The sequence below is a fragment of the Lysobacter dokdonensis DS-58 genome (assembly GCF_000770795.1).
Classification (GTDB): domain Bacteria; phylum Pseudomonadota; class Gammaproteobacteria; order Xanthomonadales; family Xanthomonadaceae; genus Noviluteimonas; species Noviluteimonas dokdonensis.
This window is the reverse complement of sequence record NZ_JRKJ01000021.1, coordinates 113,259-132,636: the sequence shown is the minus strand read 5'-3', so window position 1 is coordinate 132,636 and position 19,378 is coordinate 113,259. Positions and strand designations below refer to the sequence as shown.

General features: G+C 68.0%; 16 protein-coding genes and 1 riboswitch. Of the genes, 8 read left to right on the top strand and 8 right to left on the bottom strand.

Annotation, left to right across the window (positions count from 1 at the left end; genetic code table 11):
- Positions 1–67 precede the first annotated feature (67 nt).
- The 3 genes from LF41_RS13380 (at position 68) to btuB (ending at position 3,181) form a co-directional block, all read left to right on the top strand.
- Entirely contained in the window at positions 68–550 is a 483-nt protein-coding gene (locus LF41_RS13380) for a GAF domain-containing protein (RefSeq protein ID WP_036170553.1), read from the top strand.
- Positions 547–924, top strand: coding sequence for a TfoX/Sxy family protein (locus tag LF41_RS13375; protein ID WP_036170551.1), 378 nt, complete (start codon positions 547–549; stop codon positions 922–924). Before LF41_RS13380 ends, LF41_RS13375 begins: the two co-directional genes overlap by 4 nt.
- Positions 925–958: 34 nt before the next feature.
- A riboswitch (cobalamin riboswitch) is annotated at positions 959–1,183 on the top strand.
- Between the two features lie 120 nt (positions 1,184–1,303).
- Positions 1,304–3,181: a TonB-dependent vitamin B12 receptor gene (gene btuB, locus LF41_RS13370; RefSeq protein WP_036170549.1), complete on the top strand. Its 1,878-nt coding sequence runs from the start codon at positions 1,304–1,306 to the stop codon at positions 3,179–3,181.
- Positions 3,182–3,227: 46 nt separating this feature from the next.
- On the opposite strand, the gene LF41_RS13365 is transcribed toward btuB, so the two are convergent.
- The 8 genes from LF41_RS13365 to glmS all read right to left on the bottom strand — a co-directional run bounded on the left by LF41_RS13365 (position 3,228) and on the right by glmS (position 13,068).
- Complete coding sequence (locus LF41_RS13365; RefSeq protein WP_052116437.1) at positions 3,228–4,961, bottom strand: S8 family peptidase; 1,734 nt, start codon at positions 4,959–4,961, stop codon at positions 3,228–3,230.
- Between the two features lie 8 nt (positions 4,962–4,969).
- The gene (locus tag LF41_RS13360) at positions 4,970–6,733 is read right to left on the bottom strand and encodes a YadA-like family protein (protein WP_036170543.1); all 1,764 of its coding nucleotides are present in this window, start codon (positions 6,731–6,733) and stop codon (positions 4,970–4,972) included.
- 152 nt (positions 6,734–6,885) lie between these two features.
- Entirely contained in the window at positions 6,886–8,190 is a 1,305-nt protein-coding gene (locus LF41_RS13355) for an acetate kinase (protein WP_036170541.1), read from the bottom strand.
- Positions 8,191–8,212: 22 nt separating this feature from the next.
- Positions 8,213–8,713 carry a hypothetical protein gene (locus tag LF41_RS13350; protein WP_052116436.1) on the bottom strand — a complete coding sequence of 167 codons (501 nt, stop codon included), beginning with the start codon at positions 8,711–8,713 and terminating at the stop codon, positions 8,213–8,215.
- Positions 8,706–9,404: a C39 family peptidase gene (locus LF41_RS13345; protein ID WP_036170539.1), complete on the bottom strand. Its 699-nt coding sequence runs from the start codon at positions 9,402–9,404 to the stop codon at positions 8,706–8,708. Before LF41_RS13345 ends, LF41_RS13350 begins: the two co-directional genes overlap by 8 nt.
- Positions 9,401–9,787 carry a hypothetical protein gene (locus tag LF41_RS13340; RefSeq protein ID WP_202594052.1) on the bottom strand — a complete coding sequence of 129 codons (387 nt, stop codon included), beginning with the start codon at positions 9,785–9,787 and terminating at the stop codon, positions 9,401–9,403. The genes LF41_RS13345 and LF41_RS13340 overlap by 4 nt, the downstream gene beginning before the upstream one ends.
- Before the next feature lie 61 nt (positions 9,788–9,848).
- The gene (locus LF41_RS13335) at positions 9,849–10,775 is read right to left on the bottom strand and encodes a hypothetical protein (RefSeq protein ID WP_036170537.1); all 927 of its coding nucleotides are present in this window, start codon (positions 10,773–10,775) and stop codon (positions 9,849–9,851) included.
- Positions 10,776–11,229: 454 nt separating this feature from the next.
- The gene (gene glmS, locus LF41_RS13330; RefSeq protein WP_036170919.1) at positions 11,230–13,068 is read right to left on the bottom strand and encodes a glutamine--fructose-6-phosphate transaminase (isomerizing); all 1,839 of its coding nucleotides are present in this window, start codon (positions 13,066–13,068) and stop codon (positions 11,230–11,232) included.
- Between the two features lie 214 nt (positions 13,069–13,282).
- Between glmS and LF41_RS13325 the strand changes: the two genes are divergently transcribed.
- The 5 genes from LF41_RS13325 (at position 13,283) to LF41_RS13305 (ending at position 19,378) form a co-directional block, all read left to right on the top strand.
- Complete coding sequence (locus LF41_RS13325) at positions 13,283–14,587, top strand: efflux RND transporter periplasmic adaptor subunit (protein WP_036170535.1); 1,305 nt, start codon at positions 13,283–13,285, stop codon at positions 14,585–14,587.
- A gap of 61 nt (positions 14,588–14,648) precedes the next feature.
- Complete coding sequence (locus tag LF41_RS13320) at positions 14,649–15,368, top strand: ABC transporter ATP-binding protein (RefSeq protein ID WP_036170534.1); 720 nt, start codon at positions 14,649–14,651, stop codon at positions 15,366–15,368.
- Between the two features lie 13 nt (positions 15,369–15,381).
- A complete protein-coding gene (locus LF41_RS13315; protein ID WP_036170533.1) occupies positions 15,382–16,698 on the top strand; it encodes an ABC transporter permease in 1,317 nt (438 codons plus the stop codon).
- 8 nt (positions 16,699–16,706) lie between these two features.
- Positions 16,707–17,939: an ABC transporter permease gene (locus tag LF41_RS13310; RefSeq protein ID WP_036170532.1), complete on the top strand. Its 1,233-nt coding sequence runs from the start codon at positions 16,707–16,709 to the stop codon at positions 17,937–17,939.
- Between the two features lie 95 nt (positions 17,940–18,034).
- The gene (locus LF41_RS13305) at positions 18,035–19,378 is read left to right on the top strand and encodes a sigma-54-dependent transcriptional regulator (RefSeq protein WP_036170531.1); all 1,344 of its coding nucleotides are present in this window, start codon (positions 18,035–18,037) and stop codon (positions 19,376–19,378) included.

Genomic DNA, 19,378 nt, shown 5'->3' with positions numbered 1-19,378 from the left:
TTCCGCCGCGACGCAGCGTCGCGGCCACGGCGCCATGGTAACGCCGGTGCGCTGCTAGACTCCGGGGATGTTCACCGCCTCCACGCTGTCCGGCAGCAAGCCGGACCAATACGCCCAGCTCGCCGAACAGGCGCGCGCCCTGCTCCACGGCGAGCGCGACCGCATCGCCAATGCGGCCAACCTCTCGGCGCTGGTCTACCACGCGCTGCCGCAGCTCAATTGGGCGGGCTTCTACTTCTTCGACGGCACCGAGCTCGTCGTGGGCCCCTTCCAGGGCCTGCCGGCGTGCGTGCGCATTCCGCTCGACAAGGGCGTGTGCGGCGCGGCGGCGCGCACGCGCACCACCCAGCGCATCGAAGACGTGCACGCATTCCCGGGCCACATCGCGTGCGATGCAGCCTCGCGTTCGGAACTGGTCGTCCCGTTGGTGCGCGATGGCGCGCTCGTCGGCGTTTTCGACCTCGATAGTCCGGTTCCCGCCCGCTTCGACGTTGAAGATCAACAGGGGTTGGAAGTCATCGCCCGCCTGTTCGAGGAGTCATTGGCTTGAACACCGCCAAGCTGCGCAACATCGGCCCGAAGTCCGCCGCGTGGCTGCGCCAGGTGGGCCTGCGCTCGCGCGAGGACCTGGAAGCCGTGGGCGCGGTGGACGCCTTCATGCGCGTCAAGCGCGCGGGCTTCAAGCCCAGCCTCAACCTGCTCTATGCGCTGGAAGGCGCGTTGCTCGACTGCCATTGGCAGGACGTGCCCGAGGATCGCCGCGGCGAGCTGGTCAATGCCGCCGAAGCCGCGATCGCGCTGCTTCCGCCGCCACGCAATCGCCCCGCGGCCGCGCCGGTCACGACCACGCAGATGGCCGATACCGAAGACGCCGCACCGGCGTTCAACCTCTTCGACGAGCCCGCCGGCCACGAAGCCGACTGACGCGCGGTCCTTCCGCGCCCGCCGCGCCCCGCGTACACTCACCGCCGCTTGAGGTGACCCGCGGACGTTCGTCCAAGGGTTGAAACGGGAAGCCGGTGACCGATCCATCGCGATCGCATTCCGGCGCTGCCCCCGCAACGGTAAGCCTGCAAGGCCGACGCATCCGCCACTGTGCATCGCACGGGAAGGCGCGAAGGCCCGGATCGTTCCTTCGATCCAGCAAGCGAGCCCGGAGACCGGCCTGAAGCCCACTGGTTGCGATGCGGAGGGCATCGCGGCGGCAGCGCGTTCGCACGTGCCTTCCGCTGTTCTCCCTTCCATCCGCGACTTCCCAGCCGAAACCCTGGGCGCGCGGGCGTGCGCGCCGGAGAGCAGACCCATGTCGCGCAACACCCTCGCCGCCGCCGTCGCGGTGGCCTTGTCCGTTTCCCCTTTCATCGCGCGCGCGCAGGATGCGCAGCAGCTCGACGAAGTCCTCGTCACCGGCACCCGCACCGCGGTGACCGTCGACGAATCGCTGTCCGCCGTCGAAGTGATCGACCGCAACGAGATCGAACGCCTGCAACCGCACTCCGTGCAGGACCTGCTGCGCGGCCGCGCGGGCATCAACCTGGTCAACCAGGGCGGCGCGGGCAAGCTCACGACGCTGTTCCTGCGCGGCTCCGAATCCGACCACACGCTGTTCCTGATCGACGGCGTCCGCGTGGGTTCGTCGACGTCGGGCCTCACCGCTTTGCAGGACTTGCCGGTCGAGTTGATCGAGCGGATCGAGATCGTGCGTGGCCCGCGCTCGAGCCTCTACGGCTCCGATGCGATCGGCGGCGTCATCCAGGTGTTCACGCGTCGCCCGCAGGACAACGGCGTGCGTCCGCGCTTCAAGCTCGGCGCGGGCTCGCACGATGCGCGCGAGTTGAGCGCGGGCGTCGATTTCAATTTCGATCGCGCGTGGTTCGGCGCCGATTACAGCCACCAGGCCACCGACGGGTACAACTCCTGCACCGGCGCGACGACGCCGGAGTTCGCGGGCTGCTTCATGGACACCCCCGACCCGGATGCCGATGGCTACGAAAACAATGCGATCTCGGTGCGCGCAGGCGTGCGGCCGGTCGATGGCCTGTCGATCGACGTCAATGCGCTGCGCAGCGAAGGCCGCAACGAATTCGACGCCGATCCGATGTTCGGCCTCGGCGATGTCTCCAACACGACGCAGCAGGTGGTCGGCGGCAAGGCGCGGTGGGAAGTGGGCCTGGCGACGCTCACGCTGAGTGGCGGCAGCAACCTCGATCGTTCGCGGCAGACACGCGACGACGCGTTCGCCGACTTCTTCGAAAGCCGCCGCGACACCGCCTCGTTCCAGGCGGATTTCAAGGTCGCCGACGGGCAACTGGCGACGGTCGGTTACGACTGGCAGCGCGACAAGGCCTTCGCGAACGACAACTTCGGCACGCTGGTCTCGCCCGAGGCGGGCGCGCTGCGCCACAACCGCGCGGCGTTCGCGCAGTACCAGGGCGCGTTCGGCAAGCACGACGTGCAGGCGAGCGTGCGTCGCGACGACAACGAGCAGTTCGGCGGGCACACGACGGGCAGCCTCGCGTGGGGCGTCGACCTCGGCGCGGGCTTCCGCGTCACCGCCAACGCGGGCACCGCGTTCAAGGCGCCGACGTTCAATGAGCTGTACTTCCCCTTCTACGGCAACGCCGACCTGCTGCCGGAGGAATCCGACACGTTCGAACTCGGCATCGGCCAGCGCCGCGAGACATGGCACTGGGACGTGCACGCCTACCAGACGCGCATCGACGACCTGATCGTGTACGACTCCAGCCTCTTCATGGCGAACAACCTGGATCAAGCGCGCATCCGCGGCGGCGAATTGACCGGCGGGTTCTCGCTCGATGGCTGGAACCTCTCGGCGGCTGCGACCTACGCCGATCCGCGCAACCGCAGCACGGACAACTTCGACAAGATCCTGCCGCGGCGCGCCCGCGAAAGCGGACGCGTGGACGTGGATCGCGCGTTCGGTGATTTCTCGTTCGGCGCGACCTGGATGGCGGAGGGCCGTCGATTCGAGAACGTCGCGAACTCGCTGGAACTCGGCGGGTATTCGACGTTCGACCTGCGTGCGCAGTGGACGGTGTCTGACACCTGGACCGTGCAGGCGCGCGTGGCGAACGTGTTCGACCACGACTACGAAACGGCGGCGTATTACCCGCAGCCGGGGCGGGAGTTCGGGGTGACGGTGCGCTACTCCGCGAAGTGACCGCGTGGTTGCAGGGGGCAACGCCCCCTGCAACCTCATGGGTCGACTACTCTACGGTCGCCCGCAGATGCACCCCGTTGAACGCCTTCACCCCATGCAAGGCGACATACCACCGCCCGGCCACCGGCGCATCGATCACCACGATTCCGTTGTTCCCCGGTCGCTCGGATTTCGCATCGTGCGCACTGGTGGAGGCGTGTGCTCCGATGCGTGCGTACAGGTCCGCATCGCCCGTGCCGCCGTAGCTGCGTAGCGTCAGCCGCGTCTTGTTCTCCGGCACGTCGACGATGAAGTGCCGTGTCTGTCCCGCATTCGCGTACGCACTCAACTCCGCGTAGCCCGAGTGCAAGGTCTTCGGGGCCGGCAGCGGCGCTTGTCCCGTCAGCGCCGCAGCGACCGCGAGACCTGCATCGGCGACGCCCGCGCCCAGCGGGCGGTCGGGCAGCGCCGGGAACGGCCGCGACGTGTTGACGATCAGCGACAGGATTTCCGCGGGCGCGTACGGCGTCGGCGCTGCGCCCTGCATCATCGCGACGATCCCCGCCACGTGCGGCGCCGCCATCGACGTGCCGGAGTTCCCCACGATCGCCGGCGCGACCGGGCCCTGCTCACCGGTGTTGGCGGTCGACCAGATGAAGCCGTTCGGGATCCACGGCTCGCCGCCGTTCGCGTCGTTCACGTATTGGCCGCCGCCCGGCGCAGCGATGGTGATGCCGAGCCCGTGGTTCGAATAGCGCGCGCGTTTTCCCGTCAATCCGTTCGATCCCACGGCGATCACGTTGCGGCAGTTCGCGGGCGAGGCCTGCGAGACATCGACGTTGTCGTTGCCCGCCGCGACCACGATCGTGCTGCCGCGCGCGACGGCGCCGTCGATCGCCGCCTGCATGTACGGCATGCACGCCGTGCGCGCACCCAGGCTGAGATTGATGACTTCCGCTGGCGTTGCGTTCGCCGGAATGCCTTCGACAGTGCCGCCCGACGCCCACGTGATCGCATCGGCGACGTCGGACATCCACCCACCGCAATGGCCCAGCACGCGCACCGGCAACAGCTTCGCGTCGTACGCCATGCCCGCGACGCCGATTCCATTGTTGGTCACCGCCGCGATCGTGCCCGCGACGTGCGTGCCGTGCCACGAACTCTTTCGCGCGTTGCACGCGCCCAGGTACGGCGAGACGTGGGTCCAGTCGCCGGTGTCCCACCCGCCGGACTGGCGGCCGTCCGACTCGCGGCCCGAAATGAAGGCATCGGTGATGAAGTCGTAACCCGTGCCGGGCACGACGTTGGCGTCGAGGTCGGGATGCGCGGCGATGCCCGTGTCGAGCACGGCGACGACGATGCCCGCGCCCGTCGCGCCCTTCTCCCAGGCGCCCGGCGCATTGACGCCACCTCGCGAATCGTAGAGATCGGCCTGGAATCGGCTGTACGTCACGCCGTTCGAGAGTTTGACTTCGCCCTTGTAGAAAGGATCGTCCACGGCGGACGCCTGCACGACGACATCGCGCACCGCGTACTGCACGTCGGGATGCGCGGCCAGGCGCGAAACCACCGCCTCGGTCTCGCTCGCCGGAACGCGCAACACCTGCGCGCCGTCGGCGAGAGCGACCACAGGTCGCGCTTGCGCGGCCAGCGCTTGCAACGTCGCCTGCGGCGACATGCGTGCTTGGCTGACGTCGCGGAACTTGACGACGATGCGTCCCTCGCGCTCGGTTGCAACCGCGGAGAGCGACGTGCCCAGCACGGCGCACGCGAGCGCCGCACGAATGATGGTCTTGTGCATGGTGATCCTCACAGGTCGATGCCGAAGCCGATGCCGGCGCTGCTTTCGTCATTGCTGAACGCACCGCCGAGACTGAGCGAGATGCGATCGCCGATGTTGCGTGCGTAGCCGACGGACAAGGCGTTCTCGCCGCCCTGCCAGCCCGCACCGGCGGCGAGGCGCCCGCGATCGGTGCGGCTTTGCGCGGCGTTGATGGACATGCTCATCATCGCGGCCGACATCGCACCCATTTGGTCGATGCGCGTGTCCTGGTGGTCGAGGCGCTTTTCGACTTCGGTGAATCGCTGCGTCAGCCCCTGCGCCCACTGGTCGGTGTACGCGCGCGCTTCATTGAGCGTCGCGGCCTGCGTGGCCTGCATCTGGCGCAGGTTCACCGCATCGGTGGCGGCGCGTGCGTCGTCGACGTGCACGACGCGGCTTTCCGATCCCGCGGCGCCGACCGACACCGTGCCGGCTTCTCCCGCCACCGCACCCGCGCCGATCGCGACCGCATCGGCGACGGCGCTGCTGCCCGCCCCGAGCGCGAGGCCGGCGCCGCTGCCGACATCCGGCCCCTTCGGCGTTTCCGGCATTTGCCCGAACGCCGCTTCGAGCGCGCCCATGCGCCCGTGCAATCCATCGAGCGTCGACTGGAACCCGCCCAACCCGCCATCCACTTGCCCGGTGATCGAAGCGATGGCGCTATCGAGCTGCGCCTTGATGACGACGTCGTTGGCTTCCGTGCCTGCGGCGACGTTCACGAGTTGCCGCAGGATCGGCCCGTGCACCGAGCCGTCATACGCGGTGTAGGTTTCGGTCGAACCGAACGAGACCGTGTTCGCGCGCGTGGCATACGAGCCCATGCCGATGGCCACCGCATTGTCGGCATGCACCTGCGCGAATGCGCCGAGCGTCGTACCCGCGTAGTTGTACACGCGCGAGTACGCGCCGAAGGCCGAGGTGCGTTCCTCGTTGGCGTTCGCATGCATGCCGAACGCCGACGTGCGCTCTTTCATGGCGCGCGACGAATTGCCGACGGCGGTGCCGCTCAGCGTCGCGACCGACATCGCGCCGACCGAGGTCGCGACGATGCTCGCCCATGCCTGGGCGCCGATCGCGACGGACAGATCGCCCGCGCTGGTGAACGCACCGATGGCCGTGCCTTGGCGCACGCCATAGCTGCCCACGCCGACTGCAACGCTTTCGAATCCTTCGGAGAACGAACCGCTGCCGAATGCCGTTGCACCCAGGCCCGTCGCCTTCGACCCGTAGCCCACGGCCGTGGCGTCCATGCCCGTCGCAGTGGAATGTGCGCCGATGGTGACGCTTCCGATCGCGTTGTTGAGCGATCGGTACCCGAGGGCGATGCTCAACGGATTGGTCGCGATCGCTTCCTGTCCGATCGCCACGCCGTAGAGGCCCAGCGCCTGCGCATGTCCGCCGACCGCGATGCCGCCGGCGTCCGATGCCACGCTGCCCTGCCCGAAGGCGAGCGACAACGCCCCCATCGCCGCGCTGTCGCTGCCGAAGGCGAGCGCGCCGTCGGCGTCGGCCATCGCGTTGTAGCCGAATGCGAGCGAGCCGATGCCGCCGGCGCGGCTCCAGACGCCGATCGAGATGCTCTTCTCGCCCGCCGCGTCGCTATTTTCGCCGATCGCGATTTCGTCGGGCACGTCGGGTGGCACGTCTTCCTGCGCGACCGCTTCACCGGACGTCTCTTCCGCCCGTGCCATGCCCATCCACCACAGCGACGCGCACAACGCGCCCGCCCACCACGCTGGTTTCACGTGCATCGATGCCCTCTCCCCGCGGCACCGGACATCGCGGATCGACATCCCCCTGGTGCTCGCGCCCTTTCATGCTGGCCATTGCGCGAACCGCGCAGATAGCGGCGCGCAACCCGATCAGGCGCGGACGATTCGCGTTGAAGCGGCAGTCGAAGGCGTCAGCGCACCGAGAAAGGCGTCCGCACGGTGAGCGTCACATCCGGCGTATCCCGGGTCGTGCCCACGCCGAGCGAGACATTGAGCATGCGTGTGTCGCTGAAGCGATAACTCGCGCCGAGCAGCAAGGTCCCCGTCACCAACCGCACCGCGCCCGGCAGGTCCTGCCCGTTCTGCTGCGTCTTGCCGATGAAGTTCTGCTCGTAGCCGATGCTGATCGAGGCCTTCTCGTTCAGCGCCAAACCGACGCCGACGTTGAGCCCGAACACATCGCCCACGTCGATCGACCCCAGCGATTCCTTCGCACCGCCGAGCACTTGCCGCTGCACGTTGTCGCGCTCGAAGTTGTGCAGATAGCTCAGGTTCCCGAAGAACACCGCCGGGTCCGACGCATAGAGCCAGGTCACGCCGGCCTGCAGCGACTGGAAACCGGTGCCCGTCGGCAATTCGAGCGGCAACCCCGTGCCGGTGGCGTTGCCCACGCAGCGCGTGACGCAATCGGACGGCACTTCGAACGGATCCCTCCCGGTGGTGCTCTTGTAACGCAGCCACCCCACGTAGAACGGCTTGTCGGGCCCCGAATGACTGAACTGATAGCGCCCGGTGAGTTCGACATCGCCGATGCCCTTGCCGTCGGCTTCGAACACGCGATCCACCGCCGTGCCGGTGAATATCTCGCGGCTCACCGTGTCGGTGTTCGTGTAGACGTAGGGAATGCGCGCTTCGAGTTCGAAGCCTTTCGAGACGCCCCAGCGCGCGGCGAATGCGGCGGTGGCGCTGGTGATCTTCACTTGGCGCACGTCGATCAGGCCGATGAGCAGCGCAGGGATCACCGAGTAGCCGACGAGCGCGACGCGGTCGTTCGCCCAGTAGCCCACCTGCAACGAAGGCTCGAAGACGAACGAGCCCGCCGGCGTCAGCACGCTGGGTTGATCGAAGATCTGCGCGACCTGCGGCGGGTTCTCCGCCTCGGGCGGAGCCTGTCCCACCGGTGCCTGGCGTTGCTGCGATTGCTGCGCCGTCGCCTGCGCCGGTTGCGCCTGTGGTGCCGGTTGCGACGCGGTGCCGCGCGCACGCATGTCGTCCATCCCGATCGCCTGCTTCAATTCGGCGATCTCGAACTCGCGTTCGATCAGCGTCTTCTCCATCGAATCCAGCCGCGCGGACTGCGCCTTCACCTGCGCTTCCAGCCGTTCGATGCGCGCTTCCGTACTTTCCGCCTTCTGCTGCGCCCATGCGCCACCGGTCGCGCCACACACCGCCATCGCAAGCGCCAGCCGTCGAAGACTGCATGCACGTCGGGCCATGGCGCGACCTCCTTGTCGTGGATCAGCGGGTGGATGCGAGTCGAAGCTGTGCGTCGATCAACGCGCCGCTGGCGTTGAGCGCCTGGAATTGCGCGAGCGAGCCGACGCCGACCGTCAGCGCCGTCATGCCCGCGATGCGCTGGTTGTCCAGCGAGTTCTGCACGATGGTCAGCGTCCCCACCGCGCCGGGCGACACCGACGCGGTGTTGCCCGCGCCGTTGCGCACGACCAGCGGCGCGATCGCGCGCGAGAGCGCCTGCGCCTGGTCGGTCGTGATGCGCGACAGGTCGGGCACGTACGCCCGCGTTTCGACGACGAGCGTGCCGTTGATGTACACCGCACGTTCGATGCCGAAGGAAATGTTGGCGCCGCCGGGAATGGTGAATCCGCCGCGCATTTGCGCCAGTCTCGACGGCGCGACGGCCTGCCAGTCGGGCGGCAGGTCGCGCACGTTCGGCGCGGCGTCCTGCGCGAACGCCGGCGCGATGGCGAACAACGCGAAGAGCGCGATCGCCCTACACATCGCCCGGCCCGCGTCGCGGCATCACGACATGCTGCAGCCCGTCGCGCTGGATCGACAGGTCCAGCGGCCCGGCCGGCGCGATGCGCCAGTCGCGCGGGTTGTTGAATTGCGCCAGGTCGCGATGGTTGTGCACGACGAACAACACGCGCGACTCCCACAACGTGTCGAAGCGATCGCGCCGGATCGTACGCAGGCCCGCGGCGGGATCGCCCACGAGCACGCGATTGCCGCGGATCCCCTTCACCACGACGAAATGCCGATAGCCGCGGTCGTTGAGCAACACGATTGCCGGCACGCCTTCCTCTGCCAGCTTTTCCAGCGGCAGTGCGAACCCATCTGCGCGGAACCCGTGCGCCTGCAGGTAGCGGCGCATGTCGAGCAAGGAAAATCCGAGCTTCCGGATACGCGCCTGGTCGCCTTGCGCGTACATCTCCTGGAAGACGTCCGCTTCGCGCACGGGCCGGCCGAAGTGATGCGTCAGCAACGTCGCCACCGCCGCCGATCCGCAACTGAAGTCGTAGCGTTGCCGCACCACGGTGGCGAAGCGCGCTTCCTTCAGGCTCGTCACGCGCACTGCATAGTCGCCGTTGCCATCGTGCAACGGCACCGAACCGGCGTGCGCGCAGGCGACGCCGAGCGCAAACAGCGCGCCCGTTGCGATCGCGTGCCAGCGCGCGCGCCGCCGGATCATGGCGGTGCGGCCGTGGTCGCGCCCAGGAACTGCACGCTGACCGCCATGCCGTTCTGGATGAGCACGTTATTGCCCGAGTTCTGGATCACGGTGGCGATGCCCGCGTTGTTGGCGAAGCTGCCGCCGTCGATCAGGTTCTGTCCCGTGACGTTGTCGATCGCGGTGTTGCCGTCGACCGTGCCGTCCAGGTCGATGTCGATGTCGACCGTGTTGACGAGCGTGCCGTCGCCGCCGCGTTGGGCGTCGAGCGCCGCGTTGTCGACCGGTGTTGCGAATGTCGCATTCGCCTGTTGCGCGAGGGCCGCCGGCGATGCGGCCGCGAAGAATACGAGCGCGAACGCATCGCGCCGCATGCGTGTTCGCGCCTTGCGTTGGATGTGCATGGCGACTCCTTCCGCCAGGCGCGCGCGTTGGCGCGCGCGCCTGGTCCGTTCGACGTGTGGTCTACGGCGCGCCGACGTCGAGGTTGGCCTGCACGGTCATGCCCTGCTGGATCAGCGAGGCTGCACCGCTGTTCTGCGCGGCCATCATCACGCCCGCCGCCGATTGGCCGACGCTGTCCATCGAGTTCGACGAATCGAACGTGCCGGCATCGACCGTGATCGATCCGCCCGCTCCACCGTCGCCACCCGCGGCTGCGTTGCCATCGCCGCCGTTGCCGTCGCCGCCCGTGCCCGAGCCACCGTCGCCACCGTTGCCGCCGGTCGCGGCCACTTCGCCGCTGTTGCCGCCGGTGCTGGTGGAATCGCCGGTTGTCGCGCTCGCGGTCGAGTCGGCCGCACCACCCGTGGCAGTGCCGTCGCCACCGGTGTTGGTGTTGTCGCCATCACCACTGGTATTGGCCACGCTGCCGCCGGCGCCTGTCGCACCGCCGCCTGCCGCGGTCGATGTGCCGGTCGCACCGCTGCTGTCGGCGATGCTGTCGCCGCCATCGCCGCTGCTCGCGGTCGCTGCACTGCCCGGGCCACCGGCGCCGCCGGCGCCCGTGCCGCCTGTCGCGGCGCCACCGGTCGCGGAACCGCCCGCGCCACCGGCACCGGAGTTGTTGTTGCCGTTGTTGGTCGCGACGTTACCCAGCGGCGCAATGGTGTTGCCGGACACCGTGCCGTTGAGTGTCGTGTTGGCCACGACGCTGCTGGTGTTGAACGAATCGGAGAATGTCGCCGTGGCGGTGCCGCCGTTGGTCGCAGCTGCGCTGCCCGGGCCGCCGGCCGTCGCCGGCCCTGTGTTGTCGCGGTTGTCTCCCGTGGAATTGTTGGAGTTGTTGTCCGTCGTGTTGTTGTCGCCTGTCACGTTGACGTCCTGTGCATACGCCTGGCCGGCAAGGCCGCAGGCGAGCAGCAGGAACGAGGCGAGGACTGTCTTGCGCATTGGGGTACTCCCTTGTTGCTCTTATTGCCGATCGCGCAACTGTTCCCCCGATGCGGCGGCCGGTGCCCGAGCGGGCGCAGGTTCGGTGCCAGATGTGCGATTGGTGAGGCCTTGCGCTCACGGGTGAACGGGCGTCACGACGAACGGCTGCGCGCAGGGATTGACCAGCCATTCGAACCGCCGCTGGCAACGCTTCCATCGCACGCTGCGCGGATGCATCGTCGATGCCGCGCCGCACGAATGCCACAGGTGTCACCCGGAACGCGGTTCCGACGTGCGCGTGGATTCCGGCGCAACGGTTTTGCAGAAGGTGTCCGCATTGCGCACGCGCGCGCGTTGCCCCGCGGCATCGCGCGACGCACGCAGACAGGTTTCCGAATGGGGAAATTCGCGGGCGACGCGCACGGGCTGCGTGCGCCGTCGCCGGAAATCCGTTCCGCGATGAGTTTGCCGCTTACTCGACGGTGACGGACTTGGCCAGGTTGCGCGGCTTGTCGACATCGGTCCCGCGCGCGAGTGCTGCATGGTACGCCAGCAGTTGTACAGGGATCGCATGCACGATCGGCGACAGCACGCCGACGTGCCGCGGCGTGCGGATGACGTGCACCGCTTCGGATTCGCCGAACTGGCTGTCGGCGTCGGCGAACACGAACATTTCGCCGCCGCGCGCGCGCACTTCCTGGATGTTGGACTTCACCTTTTCCAGCAGGCTGTCGTTCGGCGCGATCACGACGACTGGCATCGCGCTGTCCACCAACGCCAGCGGGCCGTGCTTGAGCTCGCCCGCCGGATACGCCTCGGCGTGGATGTACGAGATTTCCTTGAGCTTGAGCGCGCCTTCCAGCGCGATCGGATAGTGCATGCCGCGGCCGAGGAACAAGGCGTGCTGCTTGCCCGCGAACTTCTCCGCCCACGCGACGATCTGCGGCTCGAGGTTCAGCGCGTGCTGCACGCTGCCCGGCAGCTGGCGCAGGCATTCCAGATGCCCCTGTTCCAGTTCCGGATCCAGCGTGCCCCGCAGCTTGGCCAGCGTGCACGTCAGCGTGAACAACGCGACCAGCTGCGTGGTGAATGCCTTCGTCGAGGCCACGCCGATCTCCGCGCCGGCGCGCGTGTAGTACACGAGCTTGCTGGCGCGCGGGATCGCGCTTTCGGGCACGTTGCAGATCGACAGCGTGCGCTCGTGGCCGAGCGACTTGGCGTACTTCAGCGCCTCCATCGTGTCGAGCGTTTCGCCCGACTGCGAGATGGTGACGACCAGCTGCTTCGGATTGGCGACGACCTGGCGATAGCGATATTCGCTGGCGATGTCGACCGCGCACGGGATGCCGACGATCGATTCGATCCAGTACCGCGCGACCAGGCCGGCGTAATAGCTTGTACCGCACGCGAGGATCTGCACGGCCTCGATATCGCCCATCACGGCTTCGGCGTTGGCACCGAACAGCGACGCGGAGAATCCGTTGTTGTCGATCACCGCTTCGATCGTGTCGGCCACGGCGCGCGGCTGCTCGTGGATCTCCTTCTGCATGAAATGGCGGTACGGGCCGAGTTCCAGCGAAGCGAGCGAGACGTCGGACACGTGCACGTCGCGGTCGATCGGCGCGCCGTTGGCGTCGAACACCTTGACGCTGTCGCGCGTGAGCTCGGCCGTGTCGCCTTCTTCGAGGAAGATCACGCGGCGCGTGGAGGACACGATGGCCGAGACGTCGGAGGCGACGAAGTTCTCGCCCTCGCCCAGGCCGACCAGCAGCGGGCAGCCCATGCGCGCGGCGACCATGCGGTCGGGATCGCGCTTGTCGATCACCGCGATCGCGTACGCGCCGTGCAGTTCCTTCACCGCCTTCTGCAGCGCATGCAACAGCGAGTCGCCCTGCGCGCGGTAGTGGTGCACCAGGTGCGCGATGACCTCGGTGTCGGTCTGCGATTCGAATTCGTAGCCGAGCTTGCGCAGGCGTTCGCGCTGCTGCTCGTGGTTTTCGATGATGCCGTTGTGCACCAGCGCGAGCTCGCCGTGGCTCACGTGCGGATGCGCGTTGCCTTCGGTGACGCCGCCGTGCGTGGCCCAGCGCGTGTGGCCGATCCCCAGGCGCGATGCGAAGTGTTCGGCCTGCGCGGCCGCTTCCATTTCCGCCACGCGCCCGGTGCGGCGCACGCGGCGCACGTCGCCCGCGCTGCTGTCGACGACCGCGATGCCCGCCGAGTCGTACCCGCGATATTCCAGCCGCTTCAGACCTTCGATGAGGACCGGAACCACATCGCGATCCGCGATCGCGCCAACGATGCCGCACATGGGATTGTTCAACTCCTGCAAGGGCCCACAGTCTAGTGGACGCGTGAAATCCCCGAATGCCCGCTGGCATACGGATGAGCTGCGGACACTGTCCGCCGGACGGCGTGGTGTCCGCGTGGACACCCGGACAATGGGGCGTCCGCCCTTTCGAATCAATGGCTTGGCGCTGGCACGTTTCGTGCTGATAACCCTGCAGTCACCTTGCGAGTTCCCCATGGCCATCCGCGACACCTCCGGACAGGACCGTCCGCTTTCCTCGTCCACCCCCGCCGCCGGCGCGCCAACCGCGCGCCGCCTGCCGAAGATCAAGCGGTCGTGGCTGATCGCCGGCGGCGCGGGCGTGGGTTTGCTGCTGCTCGCCGGCTGGGTGGCCTCCGGTTGGAGCGCGGGCAATCGTTCGGTCGATTCGGCGCGCGTGCGCATCGCCGAAGTCACGCGTGGTGATTTGATCCGCGACATCTCCGCCGACGGCCGCGTCATCGCCGCCAACAGCCCGGTGCTCTACGCCATCGCCGGCGGCACGGTCACGTTGAAGGTAGTCGCGGGCGATGCGGTCAAGAAAGGCCAGGCGCTCGCCGAAATCGACAGCCCCGAATTGCGCAGCAAGCTCGCGCAGGAAGAAGCCGCGCTCGCGGGCCTCGAAGCCGAAGCCAGCCGCGCCGCGCTCGATGGCCAACTCTCGCGCGCCAACGCCCGCAAGGCGCTCGACGAAGCGAGCATCCTCCGCCAGGCCGCGGTGCGCGACCTGGAGCGTTACCAGCGTGCCTTCGAAGGCGGCGCGGTGGCGCAGGTCGACGTCGCCAAGGCGCAGGATTCGCTGAAGAGCGCCGACATCGGCCTGTCGCACGCCAAGTCCGATGTCGGCCTGTCCGGCCAGGGCGCCACGCTCGACACGCGCAACAAGCGTCTGCTCGCCGACCGCCAGCGCGCGGTCGTCGTCGAACTGCAGCGCCAGGTCGCCGCGCTCACGCTGCGCGCGCCGTTCGACGGTCAAGTGGGCCAGGTGCAGGTCGCGCAGCGCGCCAACGTCGCGCAGAACGCGCCGGTGCTGAGCGTCGTCGACCTCACCGAATTCGAGGTCGAGATCCGCATCCCCGAAAGCTTCGCGCGCGACCTCGGCATCGGCATGCCGGCCGAAATCCGCAGCTCGGGCGGCGCGCCGTACGAAGCGCACGTCGCCGCGGTGTCGCCCGAAGTGGTCAATGGCGAGGTCACCAGCCGCCTGCGCTTCTCGGGCAAGCAGCCCCCGGGCCTGCGCCAGAACCAGCGCCTGTCCGCGCGCATCGTTATGGATACGCGCAAGAACGTGCTGCAGGTCGAACGCGGCCCGTTCGTCGACGAAGGCGGCGGCAACAGCGCGTGGGTGATGGACGGCGACACCGCCGTCAAGAAGCCCGTGCGACTGGGCGCCGCGAGCATCAGCGCGGTCGAAATCCTCGATGGCGCGAAGGAAGGCGACCGCATCGTCGTCTCCGGCGCCGACCAGTTCGGCGACGCCGAAAGCATCGCCATCAACTGACACGCAACGTTTCCGCACTCTCCCGCATCCACGCTCGAACCCCAGAAGAAGGAACACCGTCATGCTCGACATGCGCCAGGTCACCAAGGTCTACCGCACCGAACTCGTCGAAACCCACGCGTTGCGGTCGCTGGACCTGCACGTGCGCGAAGGCGAGTTCGTCGCCGTCACCGGCCCGTCGGGCTCGGGCAAGACGACCTTCCTCAACATCGCGGGCCTGCTGGAGACCTTCACCGGCGGTGTGTACCAGCTCGATGGCCAGGACGTGCAGGGCCTCTCGGACGATGCGCGCAGCAAGCTGCGCAACCAGAAGATCGGTTTCATCTTCCAGAGCTTCAACCTCATCCCCGACCTCAACCTGTTCGACAACTGCGACGTCCCGCTGCGCTACCGCGGCATGAGCGCGTCCGAGCGCAAGGCGCGGATCGAAGACGCGCTCTCGCGCGTGGGCCTGGGTTCGCGCATGAAGCACTACCCGGCCGAACTCTCCGGCGGCCAGCAACAGCGCGCGGCCATCGCGCGTGCGCTCGCCGGCACGCCGCGCCTGCTGCTGGCCGACGAACCGACGGGCAACCTCGACTCGCAGATGGCGCGCGGCGTGCTGGAGCTGCTGGAAGAGATCAACGCCAACGGCACCACCATCGTGATGGTCACGCACGATCCGGAACTGGCCGCGCGCGCGCAGCGCAACGTCCACATCGTCGACGGCATGGCGACGGACCTGTCCGTCGAACCCAGCCTGTCCCGCGTCGCCGCCGCCTCGCTCGCCGAAACGCCGTAAGAGGGCCGCACCCATGTTCGGTTACTACTTCGATCTCGCATTGCGCAGTTTCCGGCGCAATCGCGTCCTCACCGCACTGATGGTGCTGGCCATCGCGCTCGGCATCGGCGCGAGCATGACCACGCTCACCGTCTTCCACGTCCTCTCCGGCGACCCGATCCCGCACAAGAGCGGCCAGTTGTTCGCCGTGCAGCTCGATCCGCAAAGCATGGACGGCTACACGCCGGGCGAAGAACCCGACGACCAGGTCACGCGTTACGACGCCGAGCAACTCCTGCGCGAAGCCAAGGGCGACCGCCAGGTGTTGATGACCGGCGGCGGCGTGGCCGTGCAGCCCGACAAGCAGGGCCTGGCGCCCTTCGCGCTGGATGCGCGTTACGCCTCGGCTGATTTCTTCCCGATGTTCGACATGAAGTTCCTCGCCGGCAACGGCTGGTCGAAGGCGCAGGACGACGCGCACGACCGCGTCACCGTGATCACGCGCAAGCTCGCCGAGAAGTTGTTCGGCAGCGTGCAGGTGGTCGGCAAGACGCTGCGCATGGACGACAACGACTTCCGCATCGTCGGCGTCATGGAGGATTACCGCCCGAAGCCGAAGTTCTACGACCTCAACTCCGATCGCTACGGCGAGGCCGAACAGATCTACCTGCCCTTCACCACCTCGCGCGACCTCAAGATGGGCCGCAACGGGTCGATGAACTGCTGGGACGACGGCAAGGACGAGGACGATCCGGAAGGCGAAACCGGCGTCAGCGCGCCGTGCACCTGGATGCAGTACTGGGTGCAGCTCGACACGCCGGAAAAAGCGGACGCCTACAAGCGTTACCTGTCGAACTACTCCGACCAGCAGCGCCAGTCCGGCCGCTTCCAGCGTCCGACCAACGTGCGCCTGCGCAGCGTCATGGAATGGCTGGACTTCAAGCGCGTGGTGCCGGGCGACGTGCGGTTGCAGGTGTGGCTGGCGTTCGGCTTCCTCGCCGTGTGCCTGCTCAACACCGTCGGACTGTTGCTCGCCAAGTTCCTGCGTCGTTCCAGCGAAATCGGCGTGCGCCGTGCGCTGGGCGCCTCGCGCCGCGCGATCTTCGCGCAGTGCCTGGTCGAAGCCGGCACGGTCGGCCTCGCCGGCGGCGTGCTGGGCCTCGGCCTTGCGATGCTCGGGCTGTGGGCCGTGCGCCAGCAGCCGGTCGGCTACGCCGATCTCGCGCACCTGGATCCGGCGATGTTCCTCATGACCTTCGCGCTCGCCATCCTGGCCAGCGTGCTCGCGGGCCTCGTGCCGGCGTGGCATGCCTGCCAGGTGACGCCCGCCGTCCAACTCAAGTCGCAGTGAGGCCCCCCATGGAACTCCGACCCATCCTCTCGACGCTGCGCCGCCACAAGACGGCCGCGTCCCTGATCGTCCTCGAGATCGCGTTGAGCTGCGCCATCATCTGCAACGCGCTGTTCCTCATCAGCGGGCGACTGGAATCCATCAACAAGGTCAGCGGCTTCGACGAGCAGCACATCGTGCGCGTGCAGGTCGGCGGCATCGGCACCGACGAGGACGCCGATTCGCTGACGCAGACCGACCTGGCCGCGCTGCGTGCGTTGCCGGGCGTCAAGAACGCCACGACGACCAACCAGGTGCCCTTCAACAACAGTTCCTGGAACAGCAGCATCAACCTGACCAAGGAACAGACGCACCAGAACCTCAACGCCACGGTGTACATGGGCGACGTGCAGTTCCTCGACACGATGGGCCTGAAGCTGGTCGCCGGGCGCAACTTCACGCCGGACGACGTTGTGTTGTTCAGCGAACTGGAAAAGCCCAACAGCAAGGTGCAGCCGCACGTGGCGATCCTGTCGAAGGCCACTGCCGACAAGCTGTGGCCCGGCGAGAACCCGATCGGCAAGCAGTACTACAGCTGGGGCGACGACCCCACGCGCGTGATCGGCATCGTCGACCACTTCGTGCGCCCGAACTACAACGGCGACGGCCCCGGCGGATACGAGTACTCGCAGCTGTTGCCGGTGCGCACCTCGTACAACGTCGGCGGCAACTACGAGATCCGCATCGCCGACGCCTCGCAGCGCCAGGCGACGCTGGCCGCGGCGGAGAAGGCGCTGCTGAAGAACGCCAACAACCGCCTGATCCTCAACAAGGACACGATGGAAGACATGCGTTCGGAGTTCTACCGCGCCGACCGCTCGATGGCGTGGATGCTCGCGTCGGTGTGCGTCGCGCTGCTGATCGTCACTGCGCTCGGGATCGTGGGCCTGGCCAGCTTCTGGGTACAGCAGCGCACGCGCCAGATCGGCGTGCGGCGTGCGCTCGGTGCGACGAAGGGGCAGATCACGCGCTACTTCCAGACCGAGAACTTCCTGCTCGCCACGCTCGGCATCGCCATCGGCATGGTGCTCGCCTTCGGCATCAACCAGTTGCTCATGGGCAAGTACGAGCTCCCGCGCCTGCCGTTGATGTACCTGCCGATCGGTGCGCTGGTGCTCTGGCTGCTCGGCCAGGTCTCGGTGTTCGGCCCCGCGCGCAAGGCCGCCTCCGTGCCGCCGGCGGTCGCCACGCGCTCGGTCTGACCCGCGCCACCACGTCGTTCCGGCCCCCAAGGCCAAGCGGGGGCCGCGCCGGGATCGGTGCGGCCCCTTTTCTTTAGGTACGCTTGCGGACATCCATGCCCACGATCCTCGTCATCGACGACAACCCCGCAGTCGCCACGGCGCTGGAAACGCTGTTCTCGCTGCACGACATCGACACGCGCTCGGTGACGACGCCGGACGACGGGCTGGCGCTGCTGTCGCGCGAGGCGATCGACCTGGTCGTGCAGGACATGAACTTCCATGCGGACACGACCTCCGGCGAAGAAGGCGTCGCGCTGTTCGGCGCCATCCGCGAACGCCACCCCGACCTGCCCGTCATCCTGCTCACCGCGTGGACGCACCTGGAATCGGCCGTCGACCTGGTGAAGGCCGGCGCCGCCGACTACCTCGCCAAACCGTGGGACGACCGCAAGCTGCTCGCGACGGTCAACAACCTGCTGGAACTCGCGCAGACGCGCGACGAGTTGCAGCGCCATCGCAGCAGTGAGAAGCGCCGGCGCGATGCACTGCTGCGCGAACATGATCTGAAAGGCCTCGTGTTCGCCGATCCGGCGAGCGAAGCGACGTTGACGCTGGCCTGCCAGGTCGCGCGTTCCGATCTCCCCGTGCTCGTCACCGGCCCCAACGGCACCGGCAAGGAAAAGTACGCGGAGATCATCCACGCCAATTCGAGCGTCCGGAACGGCCCCTTCATCGCCGTCAACTGCGGTGCGTTGCCGGGCGAGTTGATCGAAGCGGAATTGTTCGGCGCCGACGCCGGCGCCTACACGGGCGCGAACAAGGCGCGCGAAGGCAAGTTCGAAGCCGCAGACGGCGGCACCTTGTTCCTCGATGAAATCGGCACGCTGCCGCTGGCGGGGCAAGTGAAGCTGTTGCGCGTGCTGGAGACGGGCCGCTTCCAACGCCTGGGCAGCAACCGCGAGCGCGAAGTCAAAGTGCGCGTCGTGAGTGCGACCAACGCCGATTTGCCTTCGTTGATCGGGAGCGGCCAGTTCCGCGAAGACTTGTTCTATCGCCTCAACGCCATCGAATTGAAGTTGCTCCCGCTCGCGCAACGCCCCGACGACATCCTGCCGCTCGCGCGCCACTTCCTGCCGTCGGGCAAGCGCCTGGGGTCCGCCGCCGAGCGCGCGTTGCGTGCGCACGCCTGGCCGGGCAACGTGCGCGAGCTGCGCAACACGCTGCAGCGCGCGGCACTGCTCGCGCGCGACGAGGAACTCACGCCGGCCGACCTGGGATTGCAGGCGCCGGCGGTGGCCGCGCAGTCCGCGTTATCGGGCGACGAGCCGGATCGCGCGCAGATCGAATCCGCGCTCGACCGCGCGGGCGGCGTACTCGCGCAGGCCGCGAGCGAACTCGGCCTGTCGCGCCAGGCGTTGTATCGCCGCCTCGACCGCCTCGGCATCAAGCGCGACTGA